Consider the following 20,022-nt stretch of genomic DNA (forward strand, 5'->3'; position numbering starts at 1 on the left):
ATGCCCATCTGGATGCCGAGGGTGAGGTGCGCCTGGTGGCGACTCTGGCGGATCTCAAGAAGAAAAACGCGTCGGTCATCATCGTCGCGCATCGCATGGGCATATTGGGCGTGGTAGACAAGATCATCGTGATGCGCGACGGGCGGCTGGAAACCTTTGGCCCGCGCGATGAGGTACTGGGGCGGCTGAAGGCGATCCGATCCGAAGACCATCCCACATCGCAGACTGCGGAAGGATGACGCGCGCCATGGGGGAAGCTCAGCTCAGCGACGCAAGCGGCAGAGTCCAGCTCTATTATCCGGACCCGAACAACGCCGGCGGCGAGGTGATTGACGACCGGCCCGATCGCGACATGCGGATGGGCGCGATTATCGCCGTGGCATTCTTCGTGCTGTTTCTGGGCTGGGCCGCCTTTGCCCGGCTGGACGCGGCTGCTTATGCTCCGGGCCGCCTGACGGTTTCAGGGCAGCGGCAATCGGTTCAGCATCGCGATGGGGGCGTGGTCGGGGCGATCTTCGTGAAGGAAGGCCAGCATGTCCGGCAGGGGCAGCCGCTGATGGAACTCGCCGCCGCCGAAGTCCGGGCGCAAGCGCGAATGTATGGAGCGCAGACGATCGAACTTCAGGCGCAGCGGGCGCGCCTGATCGCGGAGCAGATGGGCACAAGTCATGTCGAATGGCCGGCCGAATTTGCATCGCTGACGGGGGAGGAAAAGAAAGATGCCCAAGAGGCGATCCGTCTCCAACAGACGCAGTTCAATGCGCGATCCTCCGTCCTTCATGCGCAGACCGGCGTATTGCGGGAACAGGCCAATCAGGTCCAGCAAACGGCGCGCGGCTATCGTTCTCAGCTGTCGGCGTCCGCCGAACAGGAACGTCTGATCGGGGAAGAGCTGGAAAGCCTGAGGGACGTGGCGGAGAAGGGCTTTGTCTCCAAGTCGCGGGTCAGGGCGCTGGAACGCGCTCGCGCCGATCTTCAGGGGCAGGAAGGGCAGTTTACCGCGAGCATCGCCCGTTCAGGCGCGGAAGCCGGCGAAAACCGGCTGAAGGCGCTGGAGGCCGAAAAATCCTATAAGGAGCGTGCGGCATCGGAATTGCGCGACGTCGAGTTTTCACTGAACGAGATATTGCCGAAATATCGCGCAGCCAAGGATCAGCTTGCGCGGCTCCAGATTCGGGCACCTGCAACCGGCACTATCGTTGGCCTGACCGTCTTTACCGTCGGCGGGGTGATCTCGCCCGGCCAGAAGCTGATGGACATCGTTCCCGACCGCGCAGGTCTGGTGATCGAGGCCCGGATCATGCCGGATGACATTGATGATCTGAAAGTCGGGCAAAAGGCGCAGATCCGCTTCACCAGCCTGCACGAACGCGACCTGCCCATCATGGACGGGCAGATTACACGCCTGTCGGCCGACAGCTTTCAGGACGAGAAGACAGACTTGTCCTTCTATACCGCCGAAGTGCGGGTTCCGTCGAAGGAACTGGATCTGATCAGGAAGGTGCGAGGTGCTGATTTCGCGCTCAAGGCGGGGATGCCGGTGCAGGTGCTGGTTCCGCTGCGCCGACGTACGGCGCTGCAATATGCGTTCGAGCCACTGACCCAATCGCTCTGGCTATCGTTCCGCGAGCATTGAGCGGATCTTCATTGCAGTTCCGAAAAGCGGACCTGCGCGCCGAGCGCATTATAAATATGGCGATATTCCGCTATGATGGCACCGCGGTCATAATCTTTCAGCACCCTCTGACGTAGCGCCTCCCCCATCGAACGGCGTAGGGAAGGCTTGCGGAGCAGGCTGAGTATGGCCGCGGCAGTGCCCTCAGGATTGACGAGCTGGGTGATGATGCCTCCCGCCTGATCGGCGGCTGACCGGCCCTCGATCATCTCCCGGCAACTGCCGACGTCCGGAGCGACGACGGGAACGCCGCAGGCCCCGCCCTCCAGAATGACGAGAGGCTGCGCTTCGGAAAGACTCGTGAGAACCAGAATGTCGATCCGCGGCAACCACTCCGCCACATTGACCCGACCGGGAAACTGGATGGCGTTGGCGATGTCCAGTTCCTGCACCAACGCGTTGCAATCGGCGGCATAGTCGGGGTCTTCGTCCAGTGGACCCAATATCGTAAAGCGTATTTCGGGCATCTCCGCGAGCACGAGAGCGGCCGCCCTGACAAATGTCTTGATATCCTTGATCGGTACCACCCGGCCGATCAACGCCACCAGGGGGCGCGCCGGGTCGCAGGCACGCTCCATGTGAATGAAGCGGTCGGCATCGATGCCGTTGGGGATGACGCGCAGCCGCTCCTGCCGGGCGCCCAGTCTTCTCTGGGTCTGATTATTGGCGCTGTAGAGGGCGATGATCGGATCGCAGGCATCATAGCATGCACGGGTATAGGTCTGGAAAACGGCCAGCCACAGGTCGCGCAGGTCATGTCCCTCACGATCGAGCGTCAGGCCAGTTTCGATCTGATCACCGATCCAGTCGGCCATCATGATTTCGATCTGACGCTCCAACATATAGATGCCATGTTCGGTGATGAAGGCGGGCTGCCCAGTCTCATAAGCAGCCCGCGCCGCCAGCAACCCCGCAAAGCCGGTGGAAATGGTGTGATAGACCTTCGCCCGCGGCAAAGGCACGAGCAACATTTTCAACAGCCCGCCGAGAAGCACCCGCATCGCCCAGAAGAAATGATGAAAGGACGACGAGCGGAACGCCGTATCGTAATAATAAGTGAAAAGATCGAAGATCTCGGGATTTGAAAGAAGATCGCCCGCAGCAGGCGTGGGCTTCAGGCTGCCAAGGGCCTGCTGCAGGTGGACCAGTTCCTCCTTGCCGCCGGTCGAGAGGAAAGCGAGCAGCAACCGGCCGATCCGTCGCATCTGCAAGGCTGGATAGCGCCGCGGAAGGCACGGCTCGACCAAAAGCGGCACCTCCAGAATGCCAACGACATTAGGCGGCGGCACGATCTGCCAGGGCTGCGGGTGGAAACCGGCCTTGATCGCCACGATCGAGAAGCGCAGGTCCGGCAGGCTGGTGATGAGGTCCTGCAGCCAGCTTGATACGCCGCCGACTACGAAGGGATAGGCGCCTTCAACGATCAGGCAGACATCGCTTTCCTCAATATCGGCTGCATCGCGCATCAGGAGGTCCGCCCTATGGAGGAGGCGCGAACGGGCCTTGGTATCGCAGCGCCGGCGTGCTCCATTTCTTGCCTGAGTTGGGTCCGCACGGTCCTCAATACCTTGCGGCGACTGTCGCTGACTGCAAAAGTCCCGGCGATTTCGCTCAATTTCCTGCTTGCCTCCTGACACAAGCGCACGCGCTGCGCATGGGGCAAAAGCTGATTGAAGCAGCCATGATCGGCCAACAACATGGTCAGGGCGTAACGATCGTCCAAATTCTGGCTGAGCGCGATCCGAGCCTGCAATTCTTTGCGTTGCAGCGCCAGATTATAGCTCACCTGGGCGGCGGCAGCAGCGGCCAAGGCGCGGATCGTCTGATCATCGTCGGACAGCGCCATGGCGATCAGGGGCGAAAGCCGCGGCTCGAACGAGATGACGGCAGTTTCAAGCGCCTGATAGCGCGCCTGCAAATTGCCGTAGCGCAACATCGTCGCCAGCGATCCGATTTCGTCGCTGTCCGGATACCGCACGCGCTCATCGAGAATGCGCCCCAGCCTTTCGATTGGCGAGGCATTATTCATCGACCGATTTTTGCGAATATGCGCGTCCCGAAATACGATCTGCCGATTGCTTCTGCTGCTGCGTGCCAAGGGAGAAAGAAGCATGCAGAGCAATATGCCCAAAGGCCCGAAGGCGGCCCCGATCGGCAATGCAAAGGACTGAAGCGCCGTAAAGTGTCGCAGGCGCGCCGTCAGCCACAACAGGACACCGATAGTCAGCCCCAGATGGAGAGGCCCAAACCAGATAATCGCTCCCGGCCCCGCCAGCATTCCCCAGAAAAGCAAGAGCAGGTCAATGATGGAAAAAAGAGCAAGTAGCGCAATCAAGCCACTTTTCCTTCGGGCACCAGCCATTTTGGTGCGCCCCCCACCTCTTTGCCGAACAGCGCCGGGGTCCTTCCTATCAGGTCGGCGACCTGGCGCAGCTGGGCCATATAGGCTTCAGTCGTTCGCAGCCCTATGGCGCTGTGAATGACGATGATTGCCACCAATGCCTCCTCGCGGTCCATGACCGGCAATGCAGCGACACCAATCTCCGCCAATGCGGCCTGATCCGGTGCGCAGCTGTTTTGAAGCGACCGTGGCGTCGCGAGCATCGTCTCCACCAGCAGGGACCGGCCAAGGTCCGGCGGTTGGTCCGCCACGACCCTGCCGCTGAAACGCGCGGTCACCTGATTGCCGCGCACGTCATAAAAGGTGAAATCCTCCGTCTGCGCAGCGAGCGCGATCATGCGGGCGATTGCTTCGGCACGGCTTTCCGGATCGGGCTGCATCAGCCTCAATCCCGCACCGATCGCCTGAACCACCGTTCGCTGTTCTGTCGCGATCCGTACCTGGAGCTTGCGATTGGTGTCGGTGAGGTGCGCGATGACCTCCGCCAGCCGCTTCCAGTTGCGGTTCATTGCCTGATTCCGTCTTTCCTGATCGGCTATCCGGTTCATCCGGCTGGCGGTCACTTCTCCGATCACTAGCGCCGCCACCATCCACAACAGCGGCTGGATGGAAAGGCGCAATTGCTGTTCCAGATGATCCGCCGGGAGCGACCAGATGTTGGACCAGTTCAGCCAGATGGCGGTTGCAATGATGCCCGCGACCAGCCCCATTCCCGTGCCGTAGGTGATCGCCATCGCCACTACCGGAAGCCAATAGGGATTGGGGTTGAGATTGGAGAAGGCGTCGCCGTGCAACAGTCCCTTGTCGATCGTCAGCAGCAAAGCGAACAGGATCAGCATTTCCGCGCATTGCAGGAAGATAGGCCGATGTTTCAGCATCAGTGCCTCCCCAGATAGCGCGTCAGTGCCACGCGCAGATAAAGCTGCCGCCCCGAAATGCCCGGCCGGCTGATCGAACTGACCCCGCCGCTGGCCTGCAAGCGCCAACCGGCGCCAAGCCTCCCGGTCGCGCTGACATTGGCGGTGGGACCATCGGTTTTTCCTTTCCGGTCGAAGGTCCAGCCCGCCGCGCCGGTCAGCTGCCATCGGGTCCAGGACATGCCGGACACCAGTTGGAAGCTGTGATTTTCCCGGTCGCTGAGCGGAATATAGGCCAGGCCGTTGGCCCTCATATCCGTGCGGCGGACATATTCCGCGTCCAGCCGGTAGCTGACCGCCAGCGAGGGCGATCCGCGAAGAAGCAGATAATCAAGGCCGCCGGTCACGCTGAGGCTTCGCGTGCGGATGCCGGTTCCGCTAAGGCCATAGCCATTCCACGCGCCGTCAGCCTGCACCACCAGTTCGGGCGTCAACCGCATCGTCCCGCCCACGCCCACCCGGCTGATATGCCCGCCAAAGGTGGACTGTTCGGGTGTTGCCAGATCGGGCAGATGATAGGCCACCACCAGCCGCCCCTGTTTTTCCGGAGGCCCCGCAAACAGCCGGGCGCCCCCGCCGAAGACCTTTGCATCCAGTTGCGCACTGCCCTGAAGCTCGATCCGGGAGACTGCGCCCAGATTGATCGTCGCGAACAGGTCGCCAATGGTCGAACGGGACGTGCGGTTGCTCAGAATGCCGGTTGGGCCGTAAACGGTGTCGGCTTTCGACCGGAACCAGCGAAGGCCCGCACCGGCCGAAATGCGCTGGCCCACGGGAACCATGCCATTGATGCCGCTTTCCAGCTGCCAGAAGACCTTCCCGCCCCGCGCCGTCACCGCAGCCATGACGTTGCCGCCGGACTCGGCGATCGTCTGCCGGGCGAAAGGATCATCGGCCGCAAGATTGCGGTAACGGTTCGCGCCCAGCGCCAGGGCGCCCTCCGCCACCTCCATGTCCGCCAGCAGACGCTGTAGCCGCCTGTCATCGGGATGCGCGGCGGCCAACGGCGCCAGCCGCCGCCGGGCCAGATCGGGATAGCCCGCCGCAGCGTCGGCCTGCGCTCTTGCTATGGCCAGCTCCATGTCCAGGTCCGCCATTCGCGGCTGGGGGGCTGAAGGCGTCGCGGACAGGGAAGGCTGGTCGGAAGGAAAGCTGACGCGCAGAACGCGGCCATGCGCAACAGCCTCCAGCCGCCTTCCATCGGCGGCACGCAGAACAAGGCTATTATCGTTCCACCGCAGGTCCGCCAGATCGTCCCCGGCCGCCTTGGCAAAATCCTTCAGCTGGTTATCCGTAATCGGCTGATCGAACCGGATGACCAGATCATAGTCTTCCTTTTCAATCTGAAGATGAACGTCCCGGCTCCATATCAGATCGACGCTTCGGCCGCCTGTCTCCGACGCGGGGACTGAAACGGTGGCATCGGGCGGAAAATCCACGATCATCAGCGGCAGTGGTGGCGGCCCCGCGAGCAAAAGGGGTGCAACCCACGGCATCATGGCCGCAACACCTTTCTGGCGCGTCCGGGGTCGCCGGAGACGATCAGCAGGCGCGCCAGCATGATGTCGAGCCGCCGATCCTTGGGCGCGGCGGCACGCAACATCTCGACCATGGCCATGGCATCGGCTGTACGCCCGATACGCATCAACAATTCAGCCCGTTCGATCGAAGGCGCGGGCATGGTTGCCAGCAGCCTTTCCAACCAGAATTTCGCTGCATCCTTGCCCTTCAACTTTTCCTGCGCGTCAGCCATCAGGCGCAGCGCGCCCCGATCTTCCGGCTGGGCCTGCAGATAGGATTGCAGCTGTTGCGCCGCATCCCGCGCATTGCCATGGTTCCAGGCGTCCCAGGCCAAGGTCAGCCGATCCGGCATCTGCCCCTGCCCTGCTGCAAGCCGGGCGCGCGCCAGAGCTAGAGAATAATATTCCGCCTTTTGCGCGGGAAGAACGGCGCTGGATGCCGCCTTCAGTTCCGCGGCGGACAGGCTGCGGCCATCGAGCAGCCGGTCGACTGCCCGCGCCGCAGCAGCCCGGTCCCGGGCGATATTGGCCAGCGATATGCGTTGGACCAGCATATCGCTGCTGTCCGCCGAGGGGAGGCTTTCGACAAAGGCAAGAGCCTGAGCGGGCTGCGCCCGTTCGACATAAGCGGGCATCCAGCCGCGATCCGCCAAGGCGCGCGCCCGCAGCCAGGCCAGATCAGCCTCTCCGGGTCGCGGTCCCATCAGGTAGAGCATTCTCGCGGAAATCTCGTTCTGGCTGCCAAGCCGGCCGGATTGTTGCCGCAACAAGGCAATGGCGTCGCTGCGGAACCCCTGTTCCAACAGGCGCTGGGCAATGGCGGACTGGTCGGCATTTCGGGCTTCTGCCTGTTCCAACAGCAATTGCCGGATGGCCTGTCTGTTGCCCGACGCCATCAGGATGCTTTCGCGCGCGGCTTCCCGCCCCGTTGGCAGCAACGCGGCGTAGCGCAACGCCGATCCGGTATCGCCCGACCGCTGCGCCAGCGTCATGGCCAGCCATGGATTGTCCCGGCGCCAGCCGCGGCCTCCCGCCTTGTCGATGCGAACAATCAGATCATAGCGTTTGGCATTGTTCGCCCAATTGGCCAGATCAAGCGCCTGCACCTTGGTAAGCCCCGGAATGGCGCCATGTTCAGCGGCCGTGACCAGCATGTCAGGCTGGCCAAGAGCATAGGCCGCCTCCGTCAGATCCTTTGTCGGCGCGGCGCCCGGCGTCATGGCGGCGGCGCGCAGCAGGTCATTTGCGCCCTGAAGATCGCCAGTCTTGCGGCGCAGATCGAACCGCAGACGCCAGAGGGCGGGATCGGCGTGACCGGGCCGGCTCTCCAGAAAGGCAAGTGCGACGTCCGGACGGCCGCTTGCCAATATGTCGTAACTGACACGTTCAGTCGCATCCTTCGCTCCGCCCTTTGCCAAGGCGTCTGCCATGGCGGAAAGGCCTGAGGCGCTTGCGGTAGCCGTCGACGCCGCCAACAAACGCTGAAGTTCGGGAACGGATAAATGTCTGCCCTCGGAAAAACGCTGCATCAACGTCGCCGTGCTGGGCGGCAGCGGCACGGCAACAGCAGGGGGCGAAAAGGTCCCTCGCCGGATGGCATCGGCAATCTGCCAACGGCTGGGCATCAGCAAGGCCGTTGTAGCGAGCAGCAACCCTCCCCCCAAGATCGGTCCTATGAAAGACATGTTCGGGCTGCGCAGCGTTGCAAGGATCATGGGTTGGGCTCCGGTATGAGCCGGTCCAGGGCCAGAGTGGACACGTAGGGCTGGAATCCGGCTGCACGCTCCCGCGCGTAAAGGCTGGCGACGGTCGCCTTGTCTTGCGGGTCCCAATAATCAAGTGTGGCAAGGCCAAGGCGGGGATTGACCTGCTTTGCGGCCAGCAACTGGCCAGCCTGCCACGCCCAATCCTCGGCCGTGGTCATTTCATAACGGCCCTCGGCGAAATTCCAGCGCGACGCCATGGCCTCGGCCAGAACCAGATCGATATGGGTTGCGACCAGCGGCAGCAGCGCATAGCCCCGGTTCATCATGATGGTGATCGGGGGAAAGCGCTTCCGGATCGCCTGAACCAGCCGGGCGGCGCCTTCCACCATGCCCCCGTTTCGCTCTGCGTCCTGCCGCTCCATCGCTTCGGCATTGTCGAGCGTGTCCATGAAAATGCCATCATAGCCCTTTTGCAATATGGCCGGGACCAGCCGATCAAGCACCAGCTTCGTCCAGGCCGGATCGCGCAGGTCGACCAGACGCGCATCGGGCCAGTTGGGGTTGGACTGGCGCAGTGCTCCTGCCTTTTCGAGTTCGGTAATGAATGGGCGACCGCCATGCACTTCGCCCAGGCTGATATAGGCCAATATCCTGCTTTTCGGACCGCGCAGCGGTTGAATCGGGCGCGGAAAATCAGGTTCAAGGATCAGCAGATCGAAGGTGCGGGCCAGCGCTGGATCGGTCGTGCCGCCATAATCGAGGGCCCAGGCTCCGGAGCGGCCGCGATCGGGCAGAGCGCGGGCAGACAGTCCGAAGACCATCACGGACAGGGCAAAAAGATCGCGGCGGCGCAGGGAGGCGAAGTTCATGGCCAGAACCTCGCATTGCCGACGACCGAAGGATTGTTGCCGACGAAAAGAAGGTAGGTCAGCCTGCCAGTCGCCTGCGACACCAGCGCCACCGCCAGCGACGCGGCCGTCACGGCGCCCACCAGATATCCGAAACCAAAGCTTGCGAAGCCGGCATCGCGAAACAGCAGCGTTCCGAGGGCGCTGGCGATGAGGAAGCTGCCCCAGACGGCGACGATCCGTCCCGACAGGTCATAATAGGACAGGATGATGCTCATCTGGATCGCGACAAGATGAAAGACCACGCCAACGACCGTCAGACGAAAGCCGAAGATGCCCCGCGCGTTGAGGTCCAGAAGGCGCACGATCTCGGGCGCCAGCACCCAGCAAAAGCTGGCCAGTATCGCCTGTTGGACCATCAGCAGCCGCAGATCGAGCCGGATCGTTCCAGCGATCTTGCGCCGGGCCTTTTCTATGCGGCGCAAATTGGCCGTCCCAGTGCAGCGCAACATGAAATCCGCGAAGGCCCGGTCAAACCGGGTTTCCGTCGTAACAAGGATCAGCGTAAGGCCTGGGATCATCGTTAGCAGGCCCAAAAAACTGGCCTGATCGTTTATAGGATTGACGCGCAGCATGCCGACCGCCTGAACGCTGCCCGGTGCCCACCAGAGCAGCCATTTGTCGATCCAGATCGCCAGCGCGTTGGCCAGTCCGGCTGCCCCCAACGCCATGACGCCGGGCGTCTTGCCGATCCAGCTCATCTGCCAGACCGGCATCGAAGGGAAATCTTCCCGGATGGCGGCGATCAACAACACCAGCGTCACTACCAGCCCCGCCGCAATGGCGGCGAGCACGGCGGCTGGACTCGTCGGCTGCACCACGCCCAGCGAGACCGCCGCCATGGCGATGCCCGAAACATAAGCCAGGAAGATCGGCCGATGGCGCCATGTCGCGTGCAGGAACGGGCTGGCTATCCAGATCTGCGCGAACAGCGTCAGGATCGCGGTTGCGAGCAGAAACAGGTCTGGCCGCATCCCCGCTGCAAAGCCGAACAGCATGTCGCCTGCGATCAGCGAAGCGAGCGTGGCCCAGACCAGCGCCGCCATCAATATCGACGGAATGGCGTCGCGCTCGCCCAGATAGAAGCGGTCGGAAGCCACCCGCGTCGCGATCATCGCCAACGGTGCCGTCACAACGGTCGACACGCCAAAGGCGTAGATCAGGCTGGTCTGGATGACCACATGATCCGCCGGCATCATCACGGACCGGGTCCAGCTCTGTAGAAGAAACACCGCCAGTGCCGTAATCAGCCATGGACCGGAACTGATCACGGCGCCGTGAAAGGCTGCATGAGCAATCCCGCCCAGCCCGTCTTCCCGGGCGATGCGATCGAGTTTGAAACCGATGCCGGCCATTTCCCCCAAGCTCCGATGCTACAACAGGAAATCGCTCGCCGTCAGATTATGGACACCGACAAGTTGGATCGCCAATTCAACCGTAGCCGGATTATTGTCCGTATTCCCTTCTACATAGGTGTTCGTACCGTCATTATAGACATGCAACTGTCCGATCGCCGTAAAGGAGGCGCCGCCGATGAAGCTGAAGGCCTGGTTGCCCGAAAGCAATGGATTGGGATCGATGCCGGACAGATCGATCCTGTCGACGCCGTCCTGGAAATCGGTGATCTGGTCCCTGACAAGCATCGTGCTGTTGGCGACCGCATTATAGATGAACAGATCGGCACCCGCGCCGCCGGTCAGCATGTCCGCGCCTGCGCCGCCGGTTATCCGGTCGTTGCCCGTCCCGCCGTCGATAATGTCGTTGCCGCCATTGCCGGTCAGCGTGTCGTTGCCGCCATTGCCGATCAGCCTGTCGTTGCCGCCCGCACCCCTTAGCGTGTCTTCCTCGCCGGTGCCGGTCAGCGTCGATCCGGCACTGACCGCGGTCAGGGACACGCCCGTCACGTTGTTGATGACGACCGTCAGGTTCTGGAAATCCTGAGCGCCCAGATTGTCCGTCGCCAGCACCTGCACCTGATAGCGGTTATCGAGATTGGCGTCGGTCGGCGCCTCGAAGTCCGGAGCGGCCTTGAAAGTCAGAACGCCAGTCTTCGGATCGATGGAGAACAGGGCTCCGTCCGCTGCCGTACCAAGCGAGTAGGTGATGGTCTGGCCGATGTTGACGTCCGCCGCGATTACGGTGGTCACCCCCGTACCGTTCTCCGCGATCCTGATGGTCGCCGAGGTGCCCCCGCCATTGGAGAGGATGACCGGCGCCGCATTGGGCAGGGTCACGGTCACGGCGATGGCCTGTTCGTCATAGAGAACGCCGTCCGACGCCCGCACTATGACGTCATAGACATTGTTGGCGCCTGAATCGGTGGGCAACAGATAATTGGGTGTGTTCACGAAATTAAGCTGGCCGGTGGATGAATTGATCGTGAACCTCGACTGATCGGCCCCGCCCACGATCGAATAAACCAGCGTCGTGTTGGCGTCCGGATCCACCGCCGTTATCTTCATTACCGGCCTCGTGCCGCTGGAGATGGAAATGGCCGCTGTATCTCCGCCACCGCCCGATGTGATCACCGGAGCCGATTCATTGACGTTGGTGACCGTTACGTTGATCGCCTGTTCGTCGAACAACGCGCCGTCCGATACCCGTACCGTCAGGCTATAGACGTTATTCCCATTCGCGTCGGCCGGGATATCGAAATTGGGTGCGGCGAGGAAAGCGAGCACACCCGTTGAAGGATCGATCGAGAAACTGGCCCGATCGGGTCCGCCCGAAATGGAATATACCAGCGTCGCCCCCGCGTCCGGATCGATCGCCGTTACGGTCGTCACGGCAGTCGTGTTTTCAGGCACGGAGATCGCCGCCGAAGCACCGCCCCCATTGGAGGTGACGGCAGGCGCCTCATTCACATTGGTCACCGTGATGGCGACCGCCTGTTCGTCAAACAGATAGCCATCGGAGGCACGGATGATCACGTCATAGACATTATTCTGGCCTGCATCCGCCGGAGACTCAAAATTGGGCGCCGCGATGAAGGACAGGGCGCCCGTCGCGCTGTTGATCGTGAACTTGCCCGCATCCGCTCCGCCGGAGATAGAATAGGCTATCACCGTCCCGGCATCCGCATCCATTGCGGATACCGTGGTTACAGTCATAATGTTTTCTGAAACGGAAAGCGCGGCGGTCGCGCCGCCGCCATTGGAGGTGATGACCGGCGCATAGCCATATGCCACCACGACATTGTGCAAGCCGTTGCTGCCGACATCCAGCGTCAGTATCTCCCCGACCTGGCTGACGATCGTCGCGCCGTGGACAATCGCGCTCTTCCCGCCGGGATCGGCGATGTCGATGACGATGTGCCCTTCCCCCTGCAGCGAGAAAGCGAGATTATGACCGTCACCCGTCAGGCTCATCAGCACGGACCGCATTGGCAGGTCAGTGATATGGGTCACGTCATCGGCCGCTGCGCCCATGGTGATGGTGAAGGTGCCGCCACTCTGGGGCATGAACACCTTGCTGCTGTCATAGGCATACCAGCCATCGACCTTCTGGATCACCAGTGATCCCTGCCGGTCGACGTCCAGCGAGAGATTGCCGAGATTGTTTCCTGTAACGGTGGCGGTGATGACATTGCCGTTCACGCTGGTCGTCACGTTCGCGGCATTCATCGCCATCATGCGCTGGGCAAGGTCGCCCATCGTGACGAATTCCATATGGTCCGCCGCAGCACGCGCGATCCAGTTGGTAAACATGTCGGTTGTATAGGGGCTTACAGCGCCCGGAACCCCGCTGGTGTCCCAGGCCGCCGCGCCATAATCATGCCATGGCCACACGATGATCGGTGCGTCCGCGTTAGCGATGATCTTGTTATATTCCGCCGCCCAGACGGCCTCCGCCTGGGCAACCGTCAGCTTCTGAAACTCGATCAGCGTAAAGTCGAACACAGTGTTGGGCGCAAAGTAGATCTTGCTCTGCTCGCCCGGCGTCAGATAGCCGAAGGCATTGGGATAGCCCGCCCCCTGCCCTGAATAGCCGCCGGTCAGATAGGTGGGCGCATATTGCATGATCGCTTCGGCGGTCGCCAATGTCTCCGGCGCACCGGGCAACGCGATGCCGCGAATCGGTCCCGCGCTTCCCAATAGCTGGTTCAGCAATGTCGTGCTCTGCCCGAATTCGAATTGAATCTGGGCTGCCGTCAACTTGTTGGTGTCATCCGGATGGGTATAGCTGTGATTGCCGATCTCACTGCCCATCGCGGCGATCGCCTGATAATAAGGCAGTGATTTGGTCCAGTTCGTCTCCTGATCCGGCGGGTTGTTCCCGATATTGACGAAGAAGGTGCCGACGAAATCATATTGGCTCTTCCACTGGGCCAGGATAGGCACCAGCTTGTCATAGATACCGCCATTGACGTCGAACGTTTCCTGGCTCTGGTCCATATCGATACGGGCAGCGACAATGCCCGCGTCGCGGGTCAGTTGCAGGCCGACCGACATGCCCGTGCCGTTGACGGCGTAATCAATCGCCCTTTGCAGCATGTTGGCGTCGGCCATGACGCCATCGCTTGAAAAGAGTATGTTGCGCGCCCCCGTCTGCGTCGCGAGCGCCGCTGCATAGTTGACCCCATTGATGGTTTCGGTGGCAATCTGCAGCCCCGTGCCGCTGACGCTGGCGAAGGCATTCCAACCGACATTGGTGTAAGTGTTCACCACCTGTCCATTGGTGTAGCCGGTAAGGACCATGTTCGCAGGGTCTGTCGCGGTGATCGTCACATCGCCGGTCCCGCCGGTCACGCGCGTAGCATCGAACAGCGTCTTCATCTGAAGATAGGGATCGCCCGTGAGCGGATCATTGTTGGCGTCGTTCGTCATGAACTCGCCCGATGCGATCAGGCTGACGCCGAACAGCTTGCTTGCCGCTTCCAAGGTATGGGAGATCATTTCCACATCAGCAGCCTGCACATTGCGAAAATCTGGAAAGACCAGCGCTTTATATTGCGACAGCTTGGTCAGATCCTTGAGATCCGATTCCGTCAATATGTCATAGGCAATCCCGGCCTGCTGGGCCTGTTGCTGGGCTGACATGAAGAGCTGGGAATAGGCCGTCGTGCTGAAATAGTTGGCCGCAGTCGTCGCCGAATAGACAATGCCTATCCGCTGCATCGAGGCGGATGGAGCCGTGCTTTCGTTGAAAACGGCGAATTCCTGCCCGGAAAAATAATTGGTCGGCAGGTATGTCTGGTTGTTGAAGTTGTAGGCGGTGTACATCACCTGGGGGCTGCCGACCAGTGAGGTGGGGAGCCGAAATTCCACCGTCGTCCTGTCTGCTGACCAAACCTGCTGCAGATTGGCCTGAACCAGCGTTTGTCCCTGTCCCCCTGTATAGAGGTTGAACTGCCCGTTGGCGTCAACGCTGATATTGAATTCCGCACCGACGGTCGATCCAAAAACCTGATAGCCTGTGGATGCCGTGCCATCCGTATTCAGCCAGATGGTGGTGCCCGCGCCGATCGCCACTGGAGCGCTCAAGGCGAATACGAAGTCACCGTTATTGATTGTCGAGTAAACCTGATATCCAGCAACGCTGCTGTTATCGACCCTGTCAGTACTCAGCCAGTCGCCAAGAGAGCCGTCCAGTGTGACATCATGTCCCAGATACATGGCACTTCCCCAAACTTATGGATCTGAAAGATTCATTTCATAAGTTTGCGACCATCTATTATTGTATTAATTCGAAATTTATATTCTTAGCTTAAGTGAAAATTATCACAAAAAATCGACGGTCTCGAAGAACAGTTGATCGTTCGCCGTTGCCGAACTCCGGTTAAAAGCACCAACCGATGTTCAGGCGAAAGCCTGATATGCTGGGACCATCCCCGCTTCTTCCGCGCCATGCGAAATGGATGAGGTTTCTACTTCTTCTATTTCCAACACCGCCGATCTTTTGCGATCAGGCCAGCTGGTTTCAGTCACACCGCGCAGTTTTCTGGGGCGACTCGGTTTTTCTAAGTTTTTACCCATGGTTAATGTGCTTGCAAGCATGATCCCATGTCAACTTTAATGAATGTTCATATGTAAAAAATTTGGAATACTCACCGATATTTCTACAAATAAAGTATAATAGCAAAAGATTTACATCGTTTCGGATATAACTATTGATATATCCATTTTTCCGGCATTTGGCGGTAAAAGGCCCGTGTGCCGGCGACCGTCCTGAAGAGACGATCACCGCTTCACCACCAATGCCCGCGAAAGCACGGATATGACTGTGTATCAGGCGCGCACATCCATTTCCTGGCCGCACGCGTTGATTGCGGCAACGCTGGTTTTGTCAGCCTGTGGGGGTAACGGCAGCTCGGGCGGTTCGCCTGCGCCTTCTCCCACGCCAACTCCCGCACCCACGCCCACCCCTTCCCCCACGCCAACGCCCAGCCCGACGCCGACCCCCCTCTCCTCCTGGGACTGGATATTACAAAGTCAGGGCCTGCCCGCCACGCCGCCCACCGTCGCCTATCTGGACGTCGACGGGTTCGATACGCCCGCCAGCTACGTCTCACAGGCTAAAGCGGCGGGAACCAAGATGATCTGCTATCTGGACATCGGCTCTGCGGAAAATAACCGGCCCGACTATACACAGTTGAGCGCCATCCCCGGATTGCTGGGTGGCAGTTATCCTGGCTTCCCTGGTGAACGCTACATCGATATCCGCCGCTACCCCGAATTCATCCAGATCATGGATGATCGATTGCGCATGTGCCGTGACAAAGGCTTTGATTATGTCGAGTTCGATGTGATGGACTCCTTTGAAGATGGCGCATCCACAACGGGTTTCAATCTCACCGAGCAAAATATGGTCGACTATGTCACCGCCCTGTCCAGCCGGGCACGAGGATACGGCCTGAAACCGATGCAGAAAAACGCGGGTGGATCATCGGCCCGACTCGTTTCCCTGTTCGATGCGATCCTGTTCGAAGGCTGCGTGCTGGGAAATTTCTGTTCTGATGCGGCACCATATGTCGCAGCGAATAAACCCGCATTTAATGCCGAATATCCCGAGGAGTGGCCGACAGGCTCATTCGACCGGACCCGGGTGTGCGACGCATCGACCACCGCGCGCATCTCCACGATCATCACCGTGGTAGCACTCGACCGGCCAGCGCCCGATCGGTGTGGCTGACACAGACGATACCGTCTGTCTTCAAGATTTGGGTAAATGGCGCACCCGGAACGATTCGAACGTCCGACCCTCAGATTCGTAGTCTGATGCTCTATCCAGCTGAGCTACGGGTGCGTTGTGGAGGCGCAGATAGAGCGACCAGAATGGTCTGGCAACCCTTAAGTTCGACTATTTGCAATTAAATTCCGCCTCGATTGCAAATGGTAGACGAGCGCCATTTGCGCCTGAACCAGACAGCGTGAATGACAGATTTTCGGAATAAATGGCGCACCCGGAACGATTCGAACGTCCGACCCTCAGATTCGTAGTCTGATGCTCTATCCAGCTGAGCTACGGGTGCGTTGGAGAGGCGCAGATAGAAGCGTCAGTCCGATTGAGCAAGGCCTTTTTGCACTTTTTTGAAAGGCAGAGCCGTCCGCTGGGCGCGGCCGCAACTTTTGCCGCGATCCACTCGTTGCCAGCGCAGGAAAGGATGCAGGACCATGACCTTCACTCTCAATGACATCGTGTTGCTGGCGATCGCTCTGCTGATAGGGCTGGTTCTTGGCCTGATGTTGAGCGGACGCGGCAAATATAAGCGCCACTGGCGGGAAGAACAGCTTGCCCACCGCAATGCAATCAAGGACCGGGACACGAGATTGGCCGCTGCCAACGAACGGATTGCGGAGTTGGAGCGGCAATCCGGCCCCATCGGTCCGGGAACAGCCACCGCCGTCGCGGGCGGTGTGCATGGGCGCGATGACATCAGCCGCATTCATGGCATTACCCAACAGGATGAAATCGCGCTCAACGAGGCGGGCTATCATCGCTTTGGTCAGATCGCGGCAATGAACGGCGAGCAAGAAGCTGCGTTGGAGGCTCGGCTGGGTTTGAAGCCGGGCATCATTGCGCGGGAAGAATGGCGTGAGCAGGCAAAGCTGCTCGACGCCCGCAAATATGACGAGCATGCGCATCTCTACGCGCATCGCCCTACCCGCGTCTGAAATGAAAGGGGCGGGTTTTGCGTCCCGCCCCTTTCCTCTTATTTCCTGCTCGCCAGCGCGGCCTGCGCAGCGGCGAGGCGGGCGATCGGCACGCGATAGGGAGATGCCGACACATAATCGAGACCGGTCTTTTCGCAGAAGGCGATGGAGGCAGGATCGCCGCCATGCTCGCCGCAGATGCCGAGCTTTATGCCTTCCCGGGTCGCGCGCCCACGTTCGGCGGCCAGTTCGATCAGCTGGCCAACGCCTTCCACATCGATGCTGACGAACGGATCGCGGGCGAAGATGCCCTTGTCGACATATTGTGTCAGGAAGCGACCGGCATCGTCACGGCTGATGCCGATGGTGGTTTGCGTGAGGTCATTGGTGCCGAAGGAGAAGAACTCGCCCACTTCCGCGATCTCGCCTGCCTTCAGCGCAGCGCGGGGCAGTTCGATCATGGTGCCGACGAGATAGTCTACCGAAGCGCCCTGCTCCGCGAACACTTCCTGCGCGACCTGATCGACGATCGCCTTCATCAATTCCAGCTCCTTCTTCGTCGCAACGAGCGGGATCATGATCTCGGGAATCGGCGCTTCACCGCTACGCTGTTTGACGATCAGCGCGGCTTCAAAGATGGCACGGGCCTGCATCTCGTAGATTTCGGGGTAAGTGACGCCGAGGCGACAGCCGCGATGGCCAAGCATCGGATTGAATTCGTGCAGTTCGGCGGCGCGGCGCTTGAGCGCGTCCACGCCAACGCCAGCCGCCTTGGCTACTTCTTCAAACTCCGCTTCGCCATGGGGCAGGAATTCGTGCAGCGGCGGATCGAGCAAACGGATGGTGACGGGCAGCCCCGCCATCACCATGAAAATCTGCGCGAAATCGTCGCGTTGCTCGGGCAGCAGCTTGTCGAGCGCCGTGCGGCGACCCTTTTCGCTGTCAGCCAGAATCATTTCGCGGACGGCGGTGATGCGGGCGGCGTCGAAGAACATATGCTCGGTTCGACACAGGCCAACCCCTTCCGCGCCAAAATCGCGGGCGGTCTGACAGTCCAGCGGGGTTTCGGCGTTCGCGCGGACCTTGAGGCGACGAACCTTGTCGGCCCAGCCCATCAGCACGCCGAAGTCGCCTGCGAGTTCAGGCTGCACGGTCGGGACTTCGCCCGCCATCACCTCGCCGGTCGAACCGTCGATGGTGAGGATGTCGCCTTCCTTGAGCGTGCGGCCTTCGATGCGCAGCGTCCTGGCGGCGTTGTCGATCGACAGGCTACCCGCACCGGAAACACAGGGACGCCCCATGCCGCGGGCCACCACGGCCGCGTGGCTGGTCATGCCGCCGCGCGCAGTCAGGATGCCCTTCGCCGCATGCATGCCGTGAATGTCCTCCGGCGAGGTTTCGACGCGGACGAGGATGACCGAATCGCCCAGCTCATTGCGGCGCTCCGCAGTGTCGGCGTCGAACACGATGGCGCCCGAAGCCGCGCCCGGCGAGGCGGGCAGGCCCTTTGTGAGCACATCGCGGGGCGCCTTTGGATCAAGCGTCGGATGGAGGAGCTGATCGAGCGCGGCGGGGTCGACGCGGGCGACAGCTTCCTCTTCCGAGATCAGGCCCTCGTTCGCCATGTCGACCGCGATCTTGAGCGCGGCCTTGGCCGTGCGCTTGCCCGAGCGGGTCTGGAGCATCCAGAGCTTGCCCTGCTGCACCGTAAACTCGATGTCCTGCATGTCGCGATAATGCTTTTCGAGGATCTCGAACACCCGCGCCAGTTCGGCATAGGTTTCCGGCATGGCCTCTTCCATCGACAGCGGCTTGGCCCCAGCCCGCTCGCGCGCCTGCCGGGTGAGGTACTGCGGCGTGCGGATGCCCGCCACCACGTCCTCGCCCTGCGCGTTGATGAGATATTCGCCGTAATAGGCATTCTCGCCCGTTGCGGGATCGCGGGTGAACGCAACGCCGGTGGCCGAAGTGTCACCCATATTGCCAAACACCATCGCCTGCACGTTGACGGCGGTGCCCCAGTCATGCGGAATCGAGTTCAGGCGGCGGTATACCTTGGCGCGGTCAGCCTGCCATGACCCGAACACCGCGCTGATCGCGCCCCATAGCTGATCGTTCACATCCTGCGGGAAAGGTTTGTTCCACAGCTTTGAAACGAGAGCCTTATATTCGGTAACGAGCGCCTTCCAGTCCTCGGCGGTCATTTCCGTGTCCAGCGTGTAGCCCTGATCCTCCTTGGCGATTTCAAGAGCCTCCTCGAAGGCGCCATGGTCGAGTTCAAGCACGACGTCGGAGTACATCTGGATGAAGCGACGATAGCTGTCCCAGGCGAAACGCTCGTCGCCCGACGCAGCCGCAAGGCCCAGCACGGTTTCGTCGTTCAAACCGAGGTTCAACACCGTGTCCATCATGCCGGGCATCGAAATGCGGGCACCGGAGCGGACGGACACCAGCAGCGGATCGCCCTTGTCGCCAAACTTCTTGCCGGTCACGCCCTCGATATGGGCGATGCCGCTGGCGACTTCCGCCTTCAGGCTTTCAGGATAGACGCCGCCATCGGTATAATAGCGGGTGCACATCTCGGTCGTGATGGTGAAGCCAGGAGGCACAGGCAGGCCGATGGCGGCCATGCCGTCCAGATTAGCGCCCTTGCCGCCCAGGAGATTCTTGTCACCCTTGCCGCCATCATCGACGCCGCCGCCGAAACGATAAACATAACGGTTAGCGGTCGTGCTCATGCTGGCCTCTTCCATTGTCAACATAATCGCGGCTCTCCTGCACTGATTGCCGTGTATTTGTGCG

General features: G+C 60.9%; 13 protein-coding genes, 2 tRNA genes and 1 pseudogene. 4 read left to right on the top strand and 12 right to left on the bottom strand.

Annotated elements, in window-relative coordinates; all coding sequences use genetic code 11:
• Positions 1 to 239 (top strand): annotated as a pseudogene (locus ACFC3J_RS06570) (type I secretion system permease/ATPase); the annotation flags it as partial.
• Positions 240 to 247: 8 nt separating this feature from the next.
• Entirely contained in the window at positions 248 to 1,636 is a 1,389-nt protein-coding gene (locus tag ACFC3J_RS06575) for an HlyD family type I secretion periplasmic adaptor subunit (protein ID WP_375195405.1), read from the top strand.
• 8 nt (positions 1,637 to 1,644) lie between these two features.
• Here the strand turns inward: ACFC3J_RS06575 and pelF are convergent, their stop codons facing one another.
• The 9 genes from pelF to ACFC3J_RS06620 form a co-directional block, all read right to left on the bottom strand.
• Positions 1,645 to 3,141, bottom strand: coding sequence for a GT4 family glycosyltransferase PelF (gene pelF, locus ACFC3J_RS06580; RefSeq protein ID WP_375195406.1), 1,497 nt, complete (start codon positions 3,139 to 3,141; stop codon positions 1,645 to 1,647).
• Positions 3,141 to 4,037, bottom strand: coding sequence for a hypothetical protein (locus ACFC3J_RS06585; protein WP_375195407.1), 897 nt, complete (start codon positions 4,035 to 4,037; stop codon positions 3,141 to 3,143). Before ACFC3J_RS06585 ends, pelF begins: the two co-directional genes overlap by 1 nt.
• Complete coding sequence (locus tag ACFC3J_RS06590; RefSeq protein ID WP_375195408.1) at positions 4,007 to 4,954, bottom strand: hypothetical protein; 948 nt, start codon at positions 4,952 to 4,954, stop codon at positions 4,007 to 4,009. Before ACFC3J_RS06590 ends, ACFC3J_RS06585 begins: the two co-directional genes overlap by 31 nt.
• Positions 4,954 to 6,492: a hypothetical protein gene (locus tag ACFC3J_RS06595; protein WP_375195409.1), complete on the bottom strand. Its 1,539-nt coding sequence runs from the start codon at positions 6,490 to 6,492 to the stop codon at positions 4,954 to 4,956. Before ACFC3J_RS06595 ends, ACFC3J_RS06590 begins: the two co-directional genes overlap by 1 nt.
• On the bottom strand, positions 6,489 to 7,943 hold the full coding sequence (locus ACFC3J_RS06600; protein WP_375195410.1) for a tetratricopeptide repeat protein: 1,455 nt from the start codon (positions 7,941 to 7,943) through the stop codon (positions 6,489 to 6,491). Before ACFC3J_RS06600 ends, ACFC3J_RS06595 begins: the two co-directional genes overlap by 4 nt.
• Before the next feature lie 281 nt (positions 7,944 to 8,224).
• Positions 8,225 to 9,088: an endo alpha-1,4 polygalactosaminidase gene (locus tag ACFC3J_RS06605; RefSeq protein ID WP_375195411.1), complete on the bottom strand. Its 864-nt coding sequence runs from the start codon at positions 9,086 to 9,088 to the stop codon at positions 8,225 to 8,227.
• The gene (gene pelG / locus ACFC3J_RS06610) at positions 9,085 to 10,482 is read right to left on the bottom strand and encodes an exopolysaccharide Pel transporter PelG (RefSeq protein WP_375195412.1); all 1,398 of its coding nucleotides are present in this window, start codon (positions 10,480 to 10,482) and stop codon (positions 9,085 to 9,087) included. The genes ACFC3J_RS06605 and pelG overlap by 4 nt, the downstream gene beginning before the upstream one ends.
• A gap of 18 nt (positions 10,483 to 10,500) precedes the next feature.
• Entirely contained in the window at positions 10,501 to 14,610 is a 4,110-nt protein-coding gene (locus tag ACFC3J_RS06615) for a cadherin domain-containing protein (protein WP_375195413.1), read from the bottom strand.
• A 315-nt stretch (positions 14,611 to 14,925) separates the two neighbouring features.
• Positions 14,926 to 15,123 (bottom strand): hypothetical protein, encoded by a 198-nt coding sequence (locus ACFC3J_RS06620; RefSeq protein ID WP_375195414.1) that lies wholly within the window; start codon positions 15,121 to 15,123, stop codon positions 14,926 to 14,928.
• A 220-nt stretch (positions 15,124 to 15,343) separates the two neighbouring features.
• On the opposite strand from ACFC3J_RS06620, the gene ACFC3J_RS06625 reads away from it, so the two are divergent.
• Positions 15,344 to 16,258: an endo alpha-1,4 polygalactosaminidase gene (locus ACFC3J_RS06625; protein WP_375195415.1), complete on the top strand. Its 915-nt coding sequence runs from the start codon at positions 15,344 to 15,346 to the stop codon at positions 16,256 to 16,258.
• Between the two features lie 37 nt (positions 16,259 to 16,295).
• Here the strand turns inward: ACFC3J_RS06625 and ACFC3J_RS06630 are convergent.
• Both ACFC3J_RS06630 and ACFC3J_RS06635 read right to left on the bottom strand, forming a co-directional pair.
• Positions 16,296 to 16,372: transfer RNA gene (locus ACFC3J_RS06630), tRNA-Arg, on the bottom strand.
• 149 nt (positions 16,373 to 16,521) lie between these two features.
• Positions 16,522 to 16,598: transfer RNA gene (locus ACFC3J_RS06635), tRNA-Arg, on the bottom strand.
• Between the two features lie 142 nt (positions 16,599 to 16,740).
• Here ACFC3J_RS06635 and ACFC3J_RS06640 point away from each other — a divergent pair.
• Positions 16,741 to 17,241, top strand: coding sequence for a hypothetical protein (locus ACFC3J_RS06640; RefSeq protein ID WP_375195416.1), 501 nt, complete (start codon positions 16,741 to 16,743; stop codon positions 17,239 to 17,241).
• Between the two features lie 38 nt (positions 17,242 to 17,279).
• On the opposite strand, the gene ppdK is transcribed toward ACFC3J_RS06640, so the two are convergent.
• A complete protein-coding gene (gene ppdK, locus ACFC3J_RS06645) occupies positions 17,280 to 19,982 on the bottom strand; it encodes a pyruvate, phosphate dikinase (RefSeq protein ID WP_375195417.1) in 2,703 nt (900 codons plus the stop codon).
• Between the last annotated feature and the right edge of the window lie 40 nt (positions 19,983 to 20,022).

The sequence above is a fragment of the Sphingobium sp. genome (genome assembly GCF_041987595.1).
Classification (GTDB): Bacteria; Pseudomonadota; Alphaproteobacteria; order Sphingomonadales; family Sphingomonadaceae; genus Sphingobium.

Excerpts from the sequence above, each read along its gene's own strand:
- ACFC3J_RS06595 (WP_375195409.1), bottom strand. The coding sequence starts at position 6,492 with ATGATGCCGTGGGTTGCACCCCTTTTGCTCGCGGGGCCGCCACCACTG.
- ACFC3J_RS06600 (WP_375195410.1), bottom strand. The coding sequence starts at position 7,943 with ATGGCAGACGCCTTGGCAAAGGGCGGAGCGAAGGATGCGACTGAACGT.
- ACFC3J_RS06625 (WP_375195415.1), top strand. The coding sequence starts at position 15,344 with ATGACTGTGTATCAGGCGCGCACATCCATTTCCTGGCCGCACGCGTTG.
- ACFC3J_RS06575 (WP_375195405.1), top strand. The coding sequence starts at position 248 with ATGGGGGAAGCTCAGCTCAGCGACGCAAGCGGCAGAGTCCAGCTCTAT.
- pelF (WP_375195406.1), bottom strand. The coding sequence starts at position 3,141 with ATGCGCGATGCAGCCGATATTGAGGAAAGCGATGTCTGCCTGATCGTT.
- ACFC3J_RS06590 (WP_375195408.1), bottom strand. The coding sequence starts at position 4,954 with ATGCTGAAACATCGGCCTATCTTCCTGCAATGCGCGGAAATGCTGATC.
- ppdK (WP_375195417.1), bottom strand. The coding sequence starts at position 19,982 with ATGTTGACAATGGAAGAGGCCAGCATGAGCACGACCGCTAACCGTTAT.
- ACFC3J_RS06585 (WP_375195407.1), bottom strand. The coding sequence starts at position 4,037 with ATGGCTGGTGCCCGAAGGAAAAGTGGCTTGATTGCGCTACTTGCTCTT.
- ACFC3J_RS06605 (WP_375195411.1), bottom strand. The coding sequence starts at position 9,088 with ATGAACTTCGCCTCCCTGCGCCGCCGCGATCTTTTTGCCCTGTCCGTG.
- ACFC3J_RS06640 (WP_375195416.1), top strand. The coding sequence starts at position 16,741 with ATGACCTTCACTCTCAATGACATCGTGTTGCTGGCGATCGCTCTGCTG.
- ACFC3J_RS06620 (WP_375195414.1), bottom strand. The coding sequence starts at position 15,123 with ATGCTTGCAAGCACATTAACCATGGGTAAAAACTTAGAAAAACCGAGT.
- pelG (WP_375195412.1), bottom strand. The coding sequence starts at position 10,482 with ATGGCCGGCATCGGTTTCAAACTCGATCGCATCGCCCGGGAAGACGGG.